Annotated in this window: 10 protein-coding genes and 1 tRNA gene; 3 read left to right on the top strand and 8 right to left on the bottom strand. The window is 59.3% G+C overall.

All coding sequences use genetic code 11. The features are described 5' to 3' along the window. Positions 1-128: 128 nt before the first annotated feature. A complete protein-coding gene (locus ABXR19_RS08035) occupies positions 129-4,049 on the top strand; it encodes a DUF3683 domain-containing protein (protein ID WP_354600601.1) in 3,921 nt (1,306 codons plus the stop codon). A 19-nt stretch (positions 4,050-4,068) separates the two neighbouring features. Then, positions 4,069-4,656 (top strand): pyridoxamine 5'-phosphate oxidase, encoded by a 588-nt coding sequence (pdxH, locus tag ABXR19_RS08040; RefSeq protein ID WP_354600602.1) that lies wholly within the window; start codon positions 4,069-4,071, stop codon positions 4,654-4,656. 50 nt (positions 4,657-4,706) lie between these two features. Here pdxH and ABXR19_RS08045 read toward each other — a convergent pair whose 3' ends face one another. From ABXR19_RS08045 to ABXR19_RS08065, 5 genes are all read right to left on the bottom strand, one after another. After that, positions 4,707-5,849 carry a hypothetical protein gene (locus tag ABXR19_RS08045; protein WP_354600603.1) on the bottom strand — a complete coding sequence of 381 codons (1,143 nt, stop codon included), beginning with the start codon at positions 5,847-5,849 and terminating at the stop codon, positions 4,707-4,709. A gap of 195 nt (positions 5,850-6,044) precedes the next feature. Beyond that, the gene (locus ABXR19_RS08050; RefSeq protein ID WP_354600604.1) at positions 6,045-7,100 is read right to left on the bottom strand and encodes a hypothetical protein; all 1,056 of its coding nucleotides are present in this window, start codon (positions 7,098-7,100) and stop codon (positions 6,045-6,047) included. A 201-nt stretch (positions 7,101-7,301) separates the two neighbouring features. After that, positions 7,302-8,786: a glutamate synthase subunit beta gene (locus tag ABXR19_RS08055; RefSeq protein ID WP_354600605.1), complete on the bottom strand. Its 1,485-nt coding sequence runs from the start codon at positions 8,784-8,786 to the stop codon at positions 7,302-7,304. A gap of 25 nt (positions 8,787-8,811) precedes the next feature. Then, the gene (locus ABXR19_RS08060) at positions 8,812-13,488 is read right to left on the bottom strand and encodes a glutamate synthase-related protein (protein WP_435594307.1); all 4,677 of its coding nucleotides are present in this window, start codon (positions 13,486-13,488) and stop codon (positions 8,812-8,814) included. Between the two features lie 547 nt (positions 13,489-14,035). Then, positions 14,036-14,112 (bottom strand) — tRNA-Arg (locus tag ABXR19_RS08065). Positions 14,113-14,274: 162 nt separating this feature from the next. Between ABXR19_RS08065 and ABXR19_RS08070 the strand changes: the two genes are divergently transcribed. After that, entirely contained in the window at positions 14,275-14,667 is a 393-nt protein-coding gene (locus ABXR19_RS08070; protein ID WP_354600607.1) for a c-type cytochrome, read from the top strand. 65 nt (positions 14,668-14,732) lie between these two features. Here the strand turns inward: ABXR19_RS08070 and grxD are convergent, their stop codons facing one another. From grxD to ybeY, 3 genes are all read right to left on the bottom strand, one after another. Further along, positions 14,733-15,050 (bottom strand): Grx4 family monothiol glutaredoxin, encoded by a 318-nt coding sequence (grxD, locus tag ABXR19_RS08075; protein ID WP_354600608.1) that lies wholly within the window; start codon positions 15,048-15,050, stop codon positions 14,733-14,735. A gap of 89 nt (positions 15,051-15,139) precedes the next feature. Next, on the bottom strand, positions 15,140-15,982 hold the full coding sequence (locus ABXR19_RS08080; protein WP_354600609.1) for a CorC family transporter: 843 nt from the start codon (positions 15,980-15,982) through the stop codon (positions 15,140-15,142). Between the two features lie 79 nt (positions 15,983-16,061). Beyond that, positions 16,062-16,484 (bottom strand): rRNA maturation RNase YbeY, encoded by a 423-nt coding sequence (ybeY, locus tag ABXR19_RS08085; protein WP_354600610.1) that lies wholly within the window; start codon positions 16,482-16,484, stop codon positions 16,062-16,064. Positions 16,485-16,530: the final 46 nt, after the last annotated feature.

Consider the following 16,530-nt stretch of genomic DNA (forward strand, 5'->3'; position numbering starts at 1 on the left):
GTCGGCCCTACGAAAACCCAGCCCCCAAAACCCGCGCTCACCTGCGGGTCGCGTTTGTCCGCCCGAAGCCCTAAAATACAGGCTCTGCCTCCCCAGGCAGGCCCATAAAACAAAAGACCCCCTACGTCATGCAACTCGCCCCCGAATTCGTCCATGCCCAGCCGCCGGTGCGCCTGCGCGAGATTCCGTATAACTACACCTCGTTTTCCGACCGCGAGATCGTCATCCGCCTGCTCGGCGACGAGATGTGGGCGGTGCTGGACAGCCTGCGTGCGGAGCGCGTCACGGGCCGCTCGGCGCGCATGCTCTACGAGGTGCTGGGCGATATCTGGGTGGTGCAGCGCAACCCGTATCTGGAAGACGATCTGCTGGACAACCCGAAGCGCCGCAAGGCGCTGCTGGAAGCCCTGCGCCACCGCCTGCACGAGGTAGACAAGCGCCGCGTGGATTCCGAGGCAGATGATGCCGGGCGCAGCGACAAGGTGGGCCTGCTGGTGCAGGCGGCGCACAAGGCCGTTGATGCCTTTGCCGCGCATTTTGAACACACCGCCGAACTGCGCCGCCGCACGCTGAAAAGCCTACTGCGCCACACGCGCCGCGACAACATCTGCTTCGACGGCTATGCGCGCGTTTCGCACGTGACGGACGCCACCGACTGGCGCGTGGAATATCCCTTCGTGGTGCTGTATCCGGATACAGAAGAGGAAATCGGCCATCTGGTGCGCGACGCCATCGAACTGGGCCTGACCATCATTCCGCGTGGCGGCGGCACGGGCTACACCGGCGGCGCGGTGCCGCTGACAGCCAATTCCGTGGTCATCAATACCGAGAAGCTGATCGACATCGGCAAGGTCGAACTGCTGACCGAACTGCCGGGCGTGGCCCAGCCTTACGCGACGGTATTCACCGGCGCAGGCGTGGTGACGCGCCGCGTGATGGATCTGGCCGACGAGACGGGGCTGGTCTTCGCCTGCGACCCGACCTCGGCGGATGCTTCCTGCATTGGTGGCAACGTGGCGATGAACGCCGGCGGCAAGAAGGCCGTGCTGTGGGGCACGGCGCTGGACAACCTCGCCTCATGGAAGATGGTCACGCCGGACGGCAACTGGCTGGAAGTGGAGCGCCTGAATCACAACCTGGGCAAGATCCACGATCAGGCCGAGGTGCTGTTCCGTCTGAAGCGTTTCGACAGCAGCGGCAAGACGCTGATCGGCGAAGAATTCCTGACCATTCCCGGCGCGAAATTCCGCAAAGTGGGCCTCGGCAAGGATGTGACCGACAAATTCCTCGGCGGCCTGCCCGGCATCCAGAAGGAAGGCTGCGACGGCATCATCACCTCGGCGCGCTGGATTTTGCACAAACTGCCGGCGCACACGCGCACGGTATGTCTGGAGTTTTTCAGCCAGGTACGCGAAGCCGTGCCGGCGATTGTCGAGATCAAGGATTTCATCGAATCGCTGCCCAAGACCGGCCCGGCGCGCATCATGCTGGCCGGCCTGGAGCATCTGGACGAGCGTTACGTGCGGGCCGTGGGCTATGCCACCAAGGCCAAGCAACATGGCCGCCCTAAAATGGTATTGATCGGCGACATCGTCGGTGACGACGAAACCGCCGTGGCGCAGGCCGCGTCGGAAGTGGTGCGCCTGTGCAATACGCGCGGTGCCGAAGGCTTCGTGGCCGTCACGGCCGAAACCCGCAAGAAATTCTGGCTGGATCGTTCGCGCACAGCGGCGATTGCGAAACACACCAACGCCTTCAAGATCAATGAAGACGTGGTGATCCCGCTGCCGCGCATGGGCGACTATTGCGATGGCATCGAGCGGATCAATATCGAACTGTCGATCAAGAGCAAGCTGCGTCTGTGCGATGCGCTGAGCGATTTTTTCCACGGCGAATTGCCACTGCGCGCCAGTGAATCGGCGCTGGACAAGGACGAGCTGATCGGCGACCGCCGCGTGCGCGCGCTGGAAGCTGTAGCGACGGTGCGGGCACGCTGGGCATGGGTACTGGACAGTCTGGATCTGCCACTGGCTGAAGCAGAAGCGCAATTCACTGAGCGCGGCGTCGAAGTCGGGCCGCTGAAAAATCGCGCCGACGAGCTGCGTCTGTTTCACCGCGTTCAGGACTATTCCCTGCGCATTTCATGGAAGACCGAACTGAAGGCGCTGATCGAAGACATCTTCGAAGGCAGCACCTGCCGCCCGGTGATCGAGCGCACCGAAGCAATCCAGAAAGAAATCCTGCGCAGCCGCGTGTTCGTGGCCCTGCACATGCACGCGGGCGACGGCAATGTGCACACCAACCTGCCAGTCAACTCCGATCATTACGCAATGCTGCAGGAAGCCAACGCCGCCGTCGAACGCATCATGCATCTGGCGCGCGGACTGGGCGGTGTGATCTCCGGCGAGCATGGCATTGGCATCACGAAGTACGAGTTCCTCACCGCAGAAGAGCTGGCACCTTTCCACGCCTACAAACAAAAAGTTGACCCGGAAGGCCGCTTCAACAAGGGCAAGCTGATGCCCGGCGCGGATCTGCGCAACGCCTACACGCCCTCCTTCAACCTGATGGGCCACGAGTCGCTGATCATGCAGCAGAGCGACATCGGTGCGATCTCAGCCTCGGTGAAGGATTGCCTGCGCTGTGGCAAGTGCAAGCCCGTATGCTCGACGCACGTACCGCGCGCCAACCTGCTCTACTCGCCGCGCAACAAGATCCTCGCCACGTCTCTTTTGATAGAAGCCTTCCTGTACGAAGAGCAGACGCGGCGCGGCGTATCGATCAAGCACTGGGAAGAGTTCGAGGACGTGGGTGATCACTGCACGATCTGCCACAAGTGCTACACGCCCTGCCCGGTGGATATCGACTTCGGCGATGTGTCGATGGCCATGCGCAGCCTGCTGCGCAAGATGGGCAAGCAGAGCTTCAATCCCGCCAAGACCCTGGCGATGGCCTTCCTGAACACCACCTCGCCGGAGAAGATCAAGTTCCTGCGCACGGTGAGCATCAAGTGGGCCTACAAGGCGCAACGTCTGGCCGTCGATCTGCTGCGTCCGCTCTCGCGCGGCAGCACCCGGCAGCCGCCCGCTTCGCTGGGCAAACCAGCACTGAAGGCGCAGGTGATCCACTTCGTGAACAAGAAAATGCCGGGCAACCTGCCGAAGAAGACCTCGCGTGCGCTGCTCGACATTGAAGACGACGATATCGTGCCGGTGATCCGCGATCCGCAGAAGACCAAGGTGGACTCTGAGGCCGTGTTCTACTTCCCCGGCTGCGGCTCGGAGCGTCTGTTCTCGCAAGTGGGTCTGGCCACGCAGGCCATGCTGTATCACGTCGGCGTGCAGACGGTGCTGCCGCCGGGTTACCTGTGCTGCGGCTATCCACAGCGCGGCTCGGGCCAGGACGACAAGGCCGAGAAGATCACCACGGACAATCGCGTGCTCTTCCACCGCGTCGCCAATACGCTCAACTACCTGGACATCAAGACGGTGGTAGTGAGCTGCGGCACCTGTTTCGATCAGCTCACCAAGTACGAATTCGACAAGATCTTCCCGGGCTGCCGCCTGCTGGACATTCACGAATACCTCCTCGAAAAGGGCGTGAAGCTGGAGGGCGTGAACGGCAGGCGCTACATGTATCACGACCCCTGCCACAGCCCGATGAAACAGCAAGATCCGCTCAAGACGGTGAACGCGCTGATCAGCACCGTGGATAGCGTGAAGATCGAGAAGAGTGACCGCTGCTGTGGCGAATCCGGCACGCTGGCCATCGCCCGCCCGGACATCTCGACCCAGGTGCGCTTCCGCAAGGAAGAGGAACTGGTCAAGGGCGCCGACAAGTTGCGCGCGGATGGTTTCGCTGGCGATCTGAAGATCCTGACTTCCTGCCCGAGCTGCCTGCAGGGTCTGCAGCGCTACAACGAAGATGTGGAAGGGCTGGACGCGGATTACATCGTCATTGAGCTGGCCAAGAATATCCTCGGCAGGGATTGGCTGCCGACCTACGTCAAGCAGGCCAATGCCGGCGGCATCGAACGAGTTCTGCTGTAATCAACCGGAAACACATCAAATGAGCCAGATCGACCCCTTCGTCCTCTTCCAGGAGTGGCTGTCAGAAGCTGAAAAGACCGAGCCCAACGATCCGAACGCGATGTCCATCGCCTCGGTCGGACCGGACGGCATGCCTTCCGTGCGCATGGTGCTGCTCAAGGGTTTCGACGAGCGCGGCTTCGTGTTCTACACCAATCTGGAAAGCCAGAAAGGCCAGGAGCTGATCGCGCATCCCAAAGCAGCGCTGTGCTTCCACTGGAAGTCGCTGAAGCGCCAGGTGCGCGTGGAGGGCGAAGTATCACTGGTCAGTGCTGCAGAAGCAGATGCCTACTACGCGAGCCGCGCCCGCGACTCGCGCATAGGCGCCTGGGCCTCCAAGCAATCTCAGCCCATGGAAGGGCGTTTCGAGCTGGAGCAACGCGTGGCGAAGTATGCGTTGAAGTTCAACATCGGCGCCATTCCGCGCCCGCCCTTCTGGAGTGGCTTCCGCATCACGCCGAGTAAAATTGAATTCTGGAAGGACAAACCTTTCCGTCTGCACGAGCGCATCATTTACCGGCGCGAGCCCGGTGCAGATAACTGGCACACCAGCGTCGTCTTCCCCTGAAATGAAAAATGGCCCGAGGGCCATTTTTCATTTCAGGGACCGATGCCTGCTCAGAAAACCGCCCAAAGCACCACGGTAATGACCAATGCAATGCCGATCAAGGTCGGAGCGCTGAACTTCAAATTCAGTTTCTGCGACTGCTTACGTTCCGACCTGCTCTGTTTGCGCAGCTGTGATCGCAAGTCATCACGCGATCTGGGCTGCGCAGTCGCAACACTGCTCCGCATCAAGGCCTGCGGCATATTTCCCATGACAGTTGTCGGTGAGGCGTAGGCAGACGCATCCATCGGAATCAACGGGCGCGGCGACGCACGGCGCATTTCAGTACCGCACACGCGACAACGCGAGCCCGGCGTCTGCCGGTGACCACACTGCTCACAACGCACATACTCCACCGCAGTGGCCGGCGCCGGCATCACAATCGGCTTGCTGCTGCGCACGCCAGGAGAAGGCACGACTGCACGCGGCGCGGGTGCCTGCGCAACCGAACGCAGCGGCGCACTGTAACTGGATTCGCCGACAACCATTCCGGCCATCACGCCATGCGCAGAATCCATCTCTTCTGCATAATCAGTCGTACCAGGCAATTCAAATTGGGTCTGTAGCAAGCCTGCGTACGCTTCATCATCATGGCGCCGGAAACCAGCCTGACGCTCTGCGGCCGGCACGGAAGCAGCTTTTGGAATGACAATCTGCACCGGAGCAGCGGGTTGGACCGCAGTCTCGACTTCGAGATCAATCTGCATGCCGATACGCGCCAGCTCAACCACATAGCGCGTCCCCACATCGGACGGCACGCCACGCTTGAGCACAGCCTTGTCGCCATTGAACATGCGTTCGATTTGTGCCGGTGCAGCCTTGAGCCGCACTGCGGCAGCCTTCATCACGGCAGAGCGTTCAAAACCATCGAGAGTCCGGCCCCAGAAGACGATCTTGAAAGTTGCCAGTGCCTGCACGGTCTCAGCTGCGCGTGGAATCCGCGCCATGCCGGCATCAAGTCCCAGACGATGCAGAACCGTAAGATAGAGACGCCCCGAATCTTCTGTAACGCCTTTTTTCAGAACAACGCGTTCACCGCAAAACAGGCGCTCAACCTGCTGGGCATCAAGATTCAGACGGCTTGCCACAGCCTTGCGCACGACTTGCGGATCGTAGCCGTCGAGCAGACGACCGCTGAACACTATGCAATACATTGCCCGCCCCCTTTATTTTTACCCGATATGTATCGAGCTGTTTGCAGCATGGTCCGCACATCACTCACAACCGCCCATTGGGGCATACGCTAATATGCCCCGCAAAGCCGCTGCCGGCAAGGCTTTAGGCTCCCTCGTGTTGCGGCAAACAGACAAAATAAAGATGGCGCGGCACCGCAAAAACCCTTGCGTATGTCAGCGGGCGAGCCAATAGATCAACCAGGCCAGAACCAACAGAACGGCCATGATCTTCAAATACGGAAAATCACTCACATTCGCCCGCGACGGAACGTCCTGCTGCACCAACTGATCATGCAAAGACTCTATCTGGCGCTTTGGGGCCGGCGCCCGCTCCTGCGGAGTAAACGGCTCGGCAGGATTCACCAGCGTAGTCGGCGCGATATCCACGAATCGATCCACACGGCCGACATAGGAACGAGGCTTGGGCAATTCGACACCGCACTTGCTGCAGGTGATGGCATAGGCCTGATAAAAACCACACCGCGGACAATTCAGGTAGCCATCAGCATTGGCGGCAGCAATCCCGACATCACGCGGTTTTGGTCTCAGATCACGTACCACAGGTGGAATCGGTATCGGCTCGTCATCGCGCGCCACACTTGAAGACATGTCATAGCCGGAAAATGCGGTGCCAGACAAATCACAAGCGGTTTGCAAAAGCGCCCCGTACTGTGGGTCATCTTCCTGCGTGCCTGCGGAAGGCAGCATCGGCACGCCTTGCGGGGTGGGTTGCAGCGAGACAGCAGCAAGAGGCGTGTCTATCTCAAGCTCGATCTGCATGCCAAGCAAAGCCATATCAACAACGATTCGCGCCCCTTGCTCGGCCGTGACGCCACGCTTGAGCACCACCTTTGCACCACCGAAAACCTGCATCAATTGTGCGGGCGGCACACGCAGACGTTTGGCCGCCGCGGCCATGACGGCCATCCGCTCAAAACCCGGGAGAACCTTACCCCAATACACCACTTTGTATTCAGAGGCGGCACTGGGCTCTGGATCTGCGATATCCAGAGGCACCAGAGTGGCGTCCAGGCCGATAGAACGAAGCTCCGCCATGTAAGCCTTGCAGCTTTCTTCGCTGACGGCCTTTTTCAGCACGACGGTCTGTCCGGAGAACAAACGCTCGATCTGCGCATCTCGCAAACGCAGGCGTACGCCAACTTCGAGGCGGACAAACTGCGGATCGAAGCCCTCCAGCAAACGTCCGTTGAACTCTATGCGATACATCATCTCCCGAACCCTCGAATTTATCCCGCCGAGCGGAACAGCCCCATGTGCCTGCGGCTTTAGCAATTTTGGTATAGAAAGCGATTATGCCTACGCATAAGCATCCGTGCCTTGTCGTCCCGCAACTTCCGACGAACGCAAGAATTAGTAGCACACAAACACAAAAGGCCGCATGACGCGGCCTTTTGTGCAAAAACAGTCAGGTCAGCGCGGCAAGACGCTGGCACCCATCAGGAAGGCATCGATCTCGCGTGCAGCCTGACGACCCTCGCGGATCGCCCATACCACCAGAGACTGGCCACGACGCGTATCACCCGCAGCGAAAACCTTGGCCACGTTGGTGGCGTAGCAGCCCTCACCGTCGGTCGTTGCCTTGGCATTGCCACGTGCGTCCTTCTCGACACCAAAGGCATCCAGTAAACCCGCCACCGGATTCACAAAGCCCATGGCCAGAAATACAGCCTCGGCTGGAATTTCGCGCTCGGAACCGGCGACTTCACTCATCTTGAACTGGCCGGTTTTTTCATCCTTGGCCCATTCGACATTGGCGATGACCATGGACTTGAGCTTGCCGTTCTCACCCTTGAATTCCTTGGTGGTCACAGACCACTCGCGGTTGCAGCCTTCGTCGTGCGACGAAGAGGTGCGCAGCTTGTTCGGCCAGTAAGGCCAAGTGAGAGATTTGTTTTCCTGTACCGGCGGTTTCGGCATCAGCTCGATCTGCAGGATGCTGGCGGCGCCCTGACGATTGGAAGTGCCGACGCAGTCCGAACCGGTGTCACCACCACCGATGACAACAACATTCTTGCCGCCCACGGTGAGCTGATCCTTGAGCTTGTCGCCCGCATTCACCTTGTTCTGCTGCGGCAGGAATTCCATGGCGTAATACACACCTTCCAGCTCGCGGCCCGGCACCGGCAGATCGCGCGGAAATTCAGAGCCCGCGGTGATCACCACGGCATCGAAATCCTTGATCAGTTGCTTCGGGCTGATCTTTTCCTTGGCATCGTTGCCAACACCCTTGGGCAGATCGGCATCGCCGATATACACCGAAGTCTTGAACACCACGCCTTCGCCTTCGAGCTGCTTGGCGCGACGATCAATGATGCTCTTGTCGAGTTTGAAATCCGGAATGCCATAGCGCAGCAAACCGCCGACGCGATCACGCTTCTCGAACACGGTCACACTATGGCCAACACGCGCCAATTGCTGAGCAGCGGCCAGACCGGCAGGGCCGGAGCCAACCACGGCGATCTTCTTGCCGGTCTTGACTGCAGCCGGCTGCGGTACAACCCAGCCGCTTTCCCAAGCCTTGTCGATGATGGCGTGCTCGATGGACTTGATGCCCACCGGCGCGGCGTTGATGCCCAAGGTACAAGCAGCTTCACACGGCGCCGGACAGATGCGGCCGGTGAATTCCGGGAAGTTGTTGGTGGAGTGCAGCACGTCAATCGCCTCACGCCACTTCTGCTTGTACACGAGGTCATTCCAGTCCGGAATGATGTTGTTGACCGGGCAGCCGTTGTTGCAGAACGGAATGCCGCAATCCATGCAGCGTGCGCCCTGAATCTTGGCCTGGTCATCACTCAGCGCAACGACAAACTCTTTGTAATGCTTCTTGCGCGTTTCCGCTGCTTCGTAGCCCTCGTCCTGGCGCTCGAACTCAAGAAAGCCTGTAACTTTTCCCATTTCTAATTCCTCACTCTTTCCGTGCTCAGGCGGCAACAGCTTCAGATTTGGCGCGCGCAGCGACGGCCAGTTCCTTCAGCGCGCGACGGTATTCCTTCGGCATGACCTTGACGAATGCTTTGCGCGACTCTTCCCAGCACTCGAGAAGATTCTTGGCACGCAAGCTGCCGGTATGGCGGAAGTGGTTTTCGATCAGGCGCTTGAGGATGATGTCATCCGCCTCGCCCACACCACCACGTGACACCGCATGCCACACGTCACGGTCGATCTTCGCGGTCTGCTCGGCGACCGGCAGAACGGCCTCCAGATCAACCATGCTTGTGTTGGCGCGTGTGGCAAACAAACCCTCCGGGTCATACACGTAGCTCACGCCGCCCGACATGCCTGCCGCGTAGTTGCGGCCGGTTTCGCCGAGAACCACCACCGTGCCGCCGGTCATGTATTCGCAACCGTGGTCACCCACGCCTTCGACAACCGCCGCAGCGCCAGAGTTACGCACTGCGAAACGCTCGCCACCGACGCCGTTGAAATAGGCCTCACCGGCAATCGCGCCGAACAACACGGTGTTGCCGACGATGATGTGCTCTGGGCCGAAACCACGGAAATCATTCGGGCAGCGCACGATCACGCGACCACCGCACAAGCCCTTGCCGACGTAGTCATTGCCTTCGCCAACCAGATCCAGCGTCACGCCATGCGCCAGGAAGGCGCCAAAGCTCTGACCTGCTGTGCCCGTCAGCTGCACATGGATGGTGTCATCCGGCAGACCGTCAATGCCGTACTTCAGCGCCACTTCGCCAGAGAGCATCGCGCCCACGGAACGATTGACATTGATGATCGGCTGGATGAAAGACACGCGCTCGCCTTTGTCCAGTGCGGGACGGGCCTTCTCGATCAGCTTGTGATCCAGCGCCTTTTCCAGCAGGTGGTCTTGGCTGGAAATCACGCGGCGAGCCGAATCAACCTGCGGCACGTGGAAGATCTTCGAGAAATCGAGCCCCTGCGCCTTCCAGTGTTCAATCGACTGCTTCTTGTCGAGCAGATCAGCACGACCAATCAGGTCTTCGAACTTGCGAATACCCAGTTGCGCCATCAGCTCGCGCGCTTCTTCGGCGACGAAGAAGAAGTAATTCACCACATGCTCGGGCTGACCAGAGAAACGCTGACGCAGCACCGGATCTTGTGTCGCCACGCCCACCGGGCAGGTATTGAGGTGGCACTTGCGCATCATGATGCAGCCCTCAACCACCAGCGGCGCGGTGGCAAAACCCATCTCGTCGGCGCCCAGCAGGGCGGCGATGACGACGTCACGGCCGGTCTTCATCTGGCCGTCAGCCTGAACCACGATACGATCACGCAGGCCGTTGATCATCAGGGTCTGCTGGGTTTCAGCCAGACCGAGTTCCCAAGGAGAACCCGCGTACTTGATCGAGGACAGGGGCGAAGCGCCCGTGCCTCCGTCGTGTCCGGCGATCACCACGTGATCGGCCTTACACTTGGCCACACCTGCAGCCACCGTACCAACACCCACTTCAGACACCAGCTTGACCGAGATGCCGGCCTTCGGATTCACGTTCTTCAGATCGTGAATCAGCTGAGCCAGATCTTCAATCGAGTAAATGTCGTGGTGCGGCGGAGGCGAAATCAGGCCCACACCCGGCACCGAGAAGCGCAGCTTACCAATGTATTCCGACACCTTGCCGCCGGGCAGCTGACCACCCTCACCGGGCTTGGCGCCCTGAGCCATCTTGATCTGAATCTGATCAGCCGAAGTCAGATACTCGGTGGTCACACCGAAACGGCCCGAGGCGACCTGCTTGATTTTGGAGCGCAGGGAGTCACCTTCCTGCAACGTCACATCGCGCTCAATCACATCCTTGCCGACGATGCCTGCGAGGGTCTCGCCCTTCTTGATGAAGATACCCTTCATCTCATTCTTGTAACGATTCGGGTCTTCGCCGCCTTCGCCGGTATTTGACTTGCCGCCGATGCGGTTCATCGCAATCGCCAGCGTCGAGTGGGCCTCGGTCGAGATCGAGCCCAGCGACATGGCGCCTGTGGCAAAGCGCTTGACGATTTCCTTGGCGGACTCGACTTCTTCCAGCGGAATCGCCTTGGCCGGATCAAGCTTGAACTCGAACAGGCCGCGCAGCGTCATGTGACGCTTGCTCTGATCGTTGATCAGCTGGGCGTATTCCTTGTAACTCTGGAAGTTATTGGTACGCGTCGAATGCTGCAGCTTGGCAATCGAGTCTGGCGACCACATGTGCTCTTCACCACGGATGCGGAAAGCATACTCACCGCCCGCCTCCAGATCGTTGGCCAGCACCGGCGAGGCGCCAAAAGCATCCTCGTGCAGGCGCAGCGCTTCTTCAGCCACTTCGAAAATGCCGATGCCTTCGACGTTCGAAGGTGTGCCGGCGAAATACTTGTCGATCACATCCTTGTTGAGGCCAATCACTTCAAAAATCTGCGCACCACAATAAGACATGTAGGTCGAGATGCCCATCTTGGACATGACCTTGCACAGGCCCTTGCCAACCGCTTTGATGAAGTTGTAGATGGCCTTGTCGCCATCCACCCCCGGCAGGCTCGAAGCCAGATCGCGCAGGGTTTCCAGCGCCAAATAGGGGTGCACGGCTTCAGCACCGTAGCCAGCGAGCAGGGCGAAATGATGCACTTCGCGTGCCGAACCGGTTTCCACCACCAGACCGCTCGAGGTACGCAGCCCCTTCTTGACCAGATGCTGGTGAATCGCGGACGTTGCCAGCAGCGCGGGGATCGCCACGTTCTGCGCGTCGAGCTTGCGGTCGGACACGATCAGGATGTTATAGCCCGAGCGCACGGCATCTTCAGCCTGCGCGCACAACGAGGCCAGACGCGCTTCGACACCGTCCTTGCCCCAGGCCACCGGGTAGCAGATATCGAGTTCGCAGGACTTGAACTTGTTGTCGGTGTATTGCCCGATATCGCGGATCTTCGCCATGGCCTTGAAGTCCAGCACCGGCTGGGAGACCTCTAAACGCATCGGCGGATTGATGTTGTTCAGATCCAGCAGATTCGGCTTCGGTCCAATGAAGGACACGGTCGACATCACCAGCGCCTCGCGAATCGGATCAATCGGCGGGTTAGTCACCTGCGCAAAGAGCTGACGGAAGTAGTTATATAGCGGCTTGTTCTTACTGGACATGACCGCCAGCGGCGAGTCATTACCCATCGAGCCGATCGCCTCCTCACCTGTCGCGGCCATCGGCGTCATCAGGAATTTGAGGTCTTCCTGGGTGTAGCCGAAAGCTTGCTGACGGTCGAGCAGCGAGGCGCTGGATTCAACTTCCGACTCCGGACCATCGACTTCGTCGAGTTTGATCTGAATGCGTGAAATCCACTCACGGTAAGGCTTGGCATTGGCCAGCGCGTCCTTGAGTTCCTTGTCGTCGATGATGCGGCCGGCTTCCATGTCGATCAGGAACATCTTGCCTGGCTGCAGACGCCATTTCTTGACGATCTTGCTCTCCGGCACCGGCAGCACGCCGGCTTCGGACGCCATGATCACCAAGTCGTCGTCTGTAACGATGTAACGTGCCGGGCGCAAGCCATTGCGATCCAGCGTGGCGCCGATCTGACGGCCATCGGTGAAGGCAATCGCGGCGGGGCCATCCCACGGCTCCATCATCGCAGCGTGGTATTCGTAGAAGGCGCGACGGTTCGCGTCCATGGTCTCGTGCTGCTCCCAGGCTTCCGGGATCATCATCATCGCAGCCTGCGCCAGCGGATAGCCCGCCATGGTCAGCAGTTCGATACAGTTGTCGAAGGTCGCCGTATCCGACTGGCCTTCGTACACCACCGGATAAAGTTTTTGCAGATCGTCTGCCAGCACGGCCGATTTCATCACGCCTTCGCGGGCGCGCAACCAGTTGAAATTGCCCTTCACCGTATTGATTTCGCCATTGTGGGCGATCATGCGATACGGGTGAGCCAGCGGCCATTCCGGGAAGGTGTTGGTCGAGAAGCGCTGATGCACCAGCGCCAGTGCGGAGATACAACGCGGATCAGCCAAGTCCTTGTAATACACGCCCACTTGCGTGGCGAGCAGCAGGCCCTTGTAGATCACCGTGCGTGCCGACATCGACGGCACGTAATATTCCTTGCCGTGCTTCAGGCCCAGCTGCTGGATCGCGTGGCTGGCCATCTTGCGGATGACATACAGCTTGCGCTCAAGCGCTTCGGTCACCATCACATCCGGGCCGCGACCCACGAAGATCTGGCGAATAACGGGCTCTTTTTCGCGCACGCGCGGCGACATCGGCATTTCGGCATCGACCGGCACATCACGCCAGCCCAGCACGATCTGGCCTTCGGCACGCACCGCACGGTCCAGCTCCTGCTCACAGGCCAGGCGCGAAGCCGGCTCCTTCGGCAGGAAGATCATGCCCACACCGTACTCGCCAGCTGGCGGCAACTTCACGCCCTGCTTGGCCATCTCCTCACGGAAGAAGGCATCCGGAATCTGGATCAGGATGCCTGCGCCATCGCCCATCAGCTCGTCTGCGCCCACGGCGCCGCGGTGATCGATGTTCTTGAGAATCTGCAATCCACCCTGCACGATCTCGTGGCTCTTCTTGCCCTTGATATGGGCAACAAAGCCCACGCCACAGGCATCGTGTTCATTCGCGGGATCGTAAAGCCCCTGACGCTCTTGCATGCTCACACTCCTGAAACTGAAAATCCGCGATCGCGTAGGCCGAAAGGCATATCTTGCGCAACCATAAGGGTTTGAACTATAGGACGAGCACTCTGCAGCCTCAAGCACAATAAAACAGGGTCAGAGTGCAATTTGACTCACGCACCGTCACAGCGCCTTATTATTTAGGGACAGAGTATTTTTGGTGCATTCACAATGCCTTTTGATCCGATCCGATGACGCCTGAAACCTGAAACGGACTTGGGCGCGCCGGCATGAGCTGCGATGCGTTGGCCAGGAGGCAACGCTGCAAACCTTTGCTCGCACGGTCAAATCCATGCCATCCGAAGACCCTCGCCAACACTAGCTCTTCAGGCATCGCCAAAAAGTACCGTTCCGCCAGGCTGACGCAGGTCCGCCGCGAGAGGCTTCATGCATTCAAAAGGAAGGGCGCAAGCACCGAGTAGAAAAGCAAGTGGCTCAAGCAAGGACAGAAACGCACCGACGCATCAGATTCCGCACAGTTTTCGTACGAATGTTTTGATCGACTTGTGAATCATTGAATTTATGGCGCACCCGACACGATTCGAACGTGTGACCCCTGCCTTCGGAGGGCAGTACTCTATCCAGCTGAGCTACGGGTGCGTAAGCCACGGGGAGGTGGCAAGAAGCTTCATCTCTGGCAACTGATGGCCAGCTGCGAGGTGGCGATGATACTGCATGGGCCGTGTAGCCGTCCATGCGCAGCTGCGGCGAAGGCCGTTATAATCGGGACTTCCAAGCAAAATAATATTGAGAGGCTTTCCCATGATCAAGTTCGCACGCCTGTTGCTGCCTGTAGCCGCCGTCCTGGCACTGATGGCTTGTGGCAAGCAGAAAGTAGATGAAGAGAAGACCGCAGAGCTGATCCAGCCTGTCGCGCGCGTCGAACTGGCGGGCGCAGAGCAGAGCTCCGGGCCGAAATCGGGCGAGCAGATTGCTCAGACGGTTTGCGGTGCCTGCCACACGACTGGCCTGCTGAACTCACCCAAGACCGGTGACAAGGCGGCATGGGCACCGCGTATCGCGCAGGGCGTCGAAGTGCTTTACAAAAATTCGATCAACGGCAAAAACCTGATGCCGGCACGTGGTGGCAACCCCGCGCTGAGCGATGACGAGATGAAGGCTGCGGTGGATTATCTGGTGAAACAAGCCAAGTAAGACTTTAGCCTTCCAGACGTAAAAAAGGCGACCCGCTGGTCGCCATTTTTACGTCTGGAAAATACTCAGGCGCTAATGCCTTCGAGCAATTTTTGCAGCTCGCCGGACTGATACATTTCCTTGATGATGTCGCTGCCGCCGACGAACTCGCCCTTGATGTAGAGCTGCGGAATTGTCGGCCAGCTGGCATATTCCTTGATGCCCTGGCGGATATCGTCGTCAGCCAGCACATTGACCGCGACATAGTTGGTAACGCCGCACAGCTTCAGAGCCTGAGCAGCTGCAGAGGAGAAACCGCATTGCGGGAAGGTGGGCGTGCCCTTCATGTAAAGCACGACGGGGTTGCTGGTAACGGTCTGGTGAATCTGGTCTTGGATGCTCATGGGGGGAATCTCCGGCTGCGCGACACTCGGGAAAGGTGTCTATACCCGACTGATTTTATCGGATTTACAGCCCGGCGCAAAGCCTGTCTTTATCCGCCCACGCCGTCCGGTGCCGGCAAGCGCTCAACCAGCAAGGTATAAACCCGGCGGCTATCGGCACGCAGGATCTTGAAGCTGAAACCATCAATTTCGACACTTTCGTCGCGCGCGGGCATACGGCCAAAATGATGCATGACAAGTCCACCAATGGTGGCTGCGTCCTCGCGCGACATCTTGCAATCAAAGGCCGCGTTGAAGTCTTCAACTTCGGTCAGCGCCTTAACACGCCAGCGCCCGCCGGGCGTAGGAACAATATTGTCGGCATCCTCATCAAAGTCGTATTCGTCCTCGATGTCGCCAACAATCTGTTCAAGCACGTCCTCGATAGTGACAAGACCGGAAACGCCACCATACTCGTCAACCACAATGGCCATGTGATTACGACTGACGCGAAACTCGCGCAGAAGCAGGTTCAGGCGCTTGGATTCCGGGATGAAGATCGCCGGGCGAATCAGAGCCTGCAGCGTGAGCTCGGGGTGACGCAGGGCCGGCAGCAAATCTTTGGCCAGCAACACCCCAACCACATCATCCTTGTTCTCGCCCACCACCGGGAAGCGCGAGTGCGAGGTGCGAATCGCGAAATCGATCAGCTCGTCGATGCTCTGGTCAATCCGGACAACTTCCATCTGGGCGCGCGGCACCATGACTTCACGTACCGGAATATCCGCCACCTGCAAAGCGCCTTCGATGATACCCAAGGCATCGGTATCGAAGAGCTGGCGCTGGTGAGCGGCGTGAAGGAGTTCGACGAACTCGGCGCGCTCGTCCGGCTCGCGGGTCAGGAGCGCGGAGAGGCGATCAAGAATACTGGGGCGGCTACTGGCTGGATCCATGGTATTGATTGAAGAACCGGGAACGAGTGACTTGCGCTGGCTACAGCGCCGGGCTCACTCAAACCTCAGCACTCATTGCTCAGTCCTTTTCATTTGAGTAAGGGTCAGGATAACCGAGTACAGCAAGAATCGTGCGCTCCTCGGCCTCCATTTCTTCAGCTTCGGCATCATCCTCATGCTCCCAGCCCTGCAAATGGAGCACGCCATGCACGATCAGGTGGGCACAGTGCGCCTCGACAGTTTTTTCCTGTGCAGCGGCCTCCTCTTGCACCACAGACCAGCACAAGACCAGATCGCCAAGCAGAACCGGTTCGGCCTCGTACGGGAAAGACAGCACGTTGGTCGCGTAATCTTTGCCGCGATATTCTGCATTCAGCGCACGCCCTTCCGCGCTCTCCACAAAGCGCACGGTCAGCTGGGCAGCGCCCGGCTCGGCGGCACGGATCCAGCGACGCAGCTGGGCGCGGTCAGGTAAGCCCGCGTCTTGCAGGGCGTATTGCACGCTGAGATTGAGGCGACGCGGCGGAGTAGCAGACATAGTCAGGAGA

Source organism: Uliginosibacterium flavum, from assembly GCF_040566545.1.
Taxonomy (GTDB): domain Bacteria; phylum Pseudomonadota; class Gammaproteobacteria; order Burkholderiales; family Rhodocyclaceae; genus Uliginosibacterium; species Uliginosibacterium flavum.

What these genes read in the sequence shown, in the direction of transcription:
- ABXR19_RS08035 (WP_354600601.1), top strand. Translation starts at nt 129, where the DNA reads ATGCAACTCGCCCCCGAATTCGTCCATGCCCAGCCGCCGGTGCGCCTG.
- pdxH (WP_354600602.1), top strand. Translation starts at nt 4,069, where the DNA reads ATGAGCCAGATCGACCCCTTCGTCCTCTTCCAGGAGTGGCTGTCAGAA.
- ABXR19_RS08045 (WP_354600603.1), bottom strand. Translation starts at nt 5,849, where the DNA reads ATGTATTGCATAGTGTTCAGCGGTCGTCTGCTCGACGGCTACGATCCG.
- ABXR19_RS08050 (WP_354600604.1), bottom strand. Translation starts at nt 7,100, where the DNA reads ATGATGTATCGCATAGAGTTCAACGGACGTTTGCTGGAGGGCTTCGAT.
- ABXR19_RS08055 (WP_354600605.1), bottom strand. Translation starts at nt 8,786, where the DNA reads ATGGGAAAAGTTACAGGCTTTCTTGAGTTCGAGCGCCAGGACGAGGGC.
- ABXR19_RS08060 (WP_435594307.1), bottom strand. Translation starts at nt 13,488, where the DNA reads ATGCAAGAGCGTCAGGGGCTTTACGATCCCGCGAATGAACACGATGCC.
- ABXR19_RS08070 (WP_354600607.1), top strand. Translation starts at nt 14,275, where the DNA reads ATGATCAAGTTCGCACGCCTGTTGCTGCCTGTAGCCGCCGTCCTGGCA.
- grxD (WP_354600608.1), bottom strand. Translation starts at nt 15,050, where the DNA reads ATGAGCATCCAAGACCAGATTCACCAGACCGTTACCAGCAACCCCGTC.
- ABXR19_RS08080 (WP_354600609.1), bottom strand. Translation starts at nt 15,982, where the DNA reads ATGGATCCAGCCAGTAGCCGCCCCAGTATTCTTGATCGCCTCTCCGCG.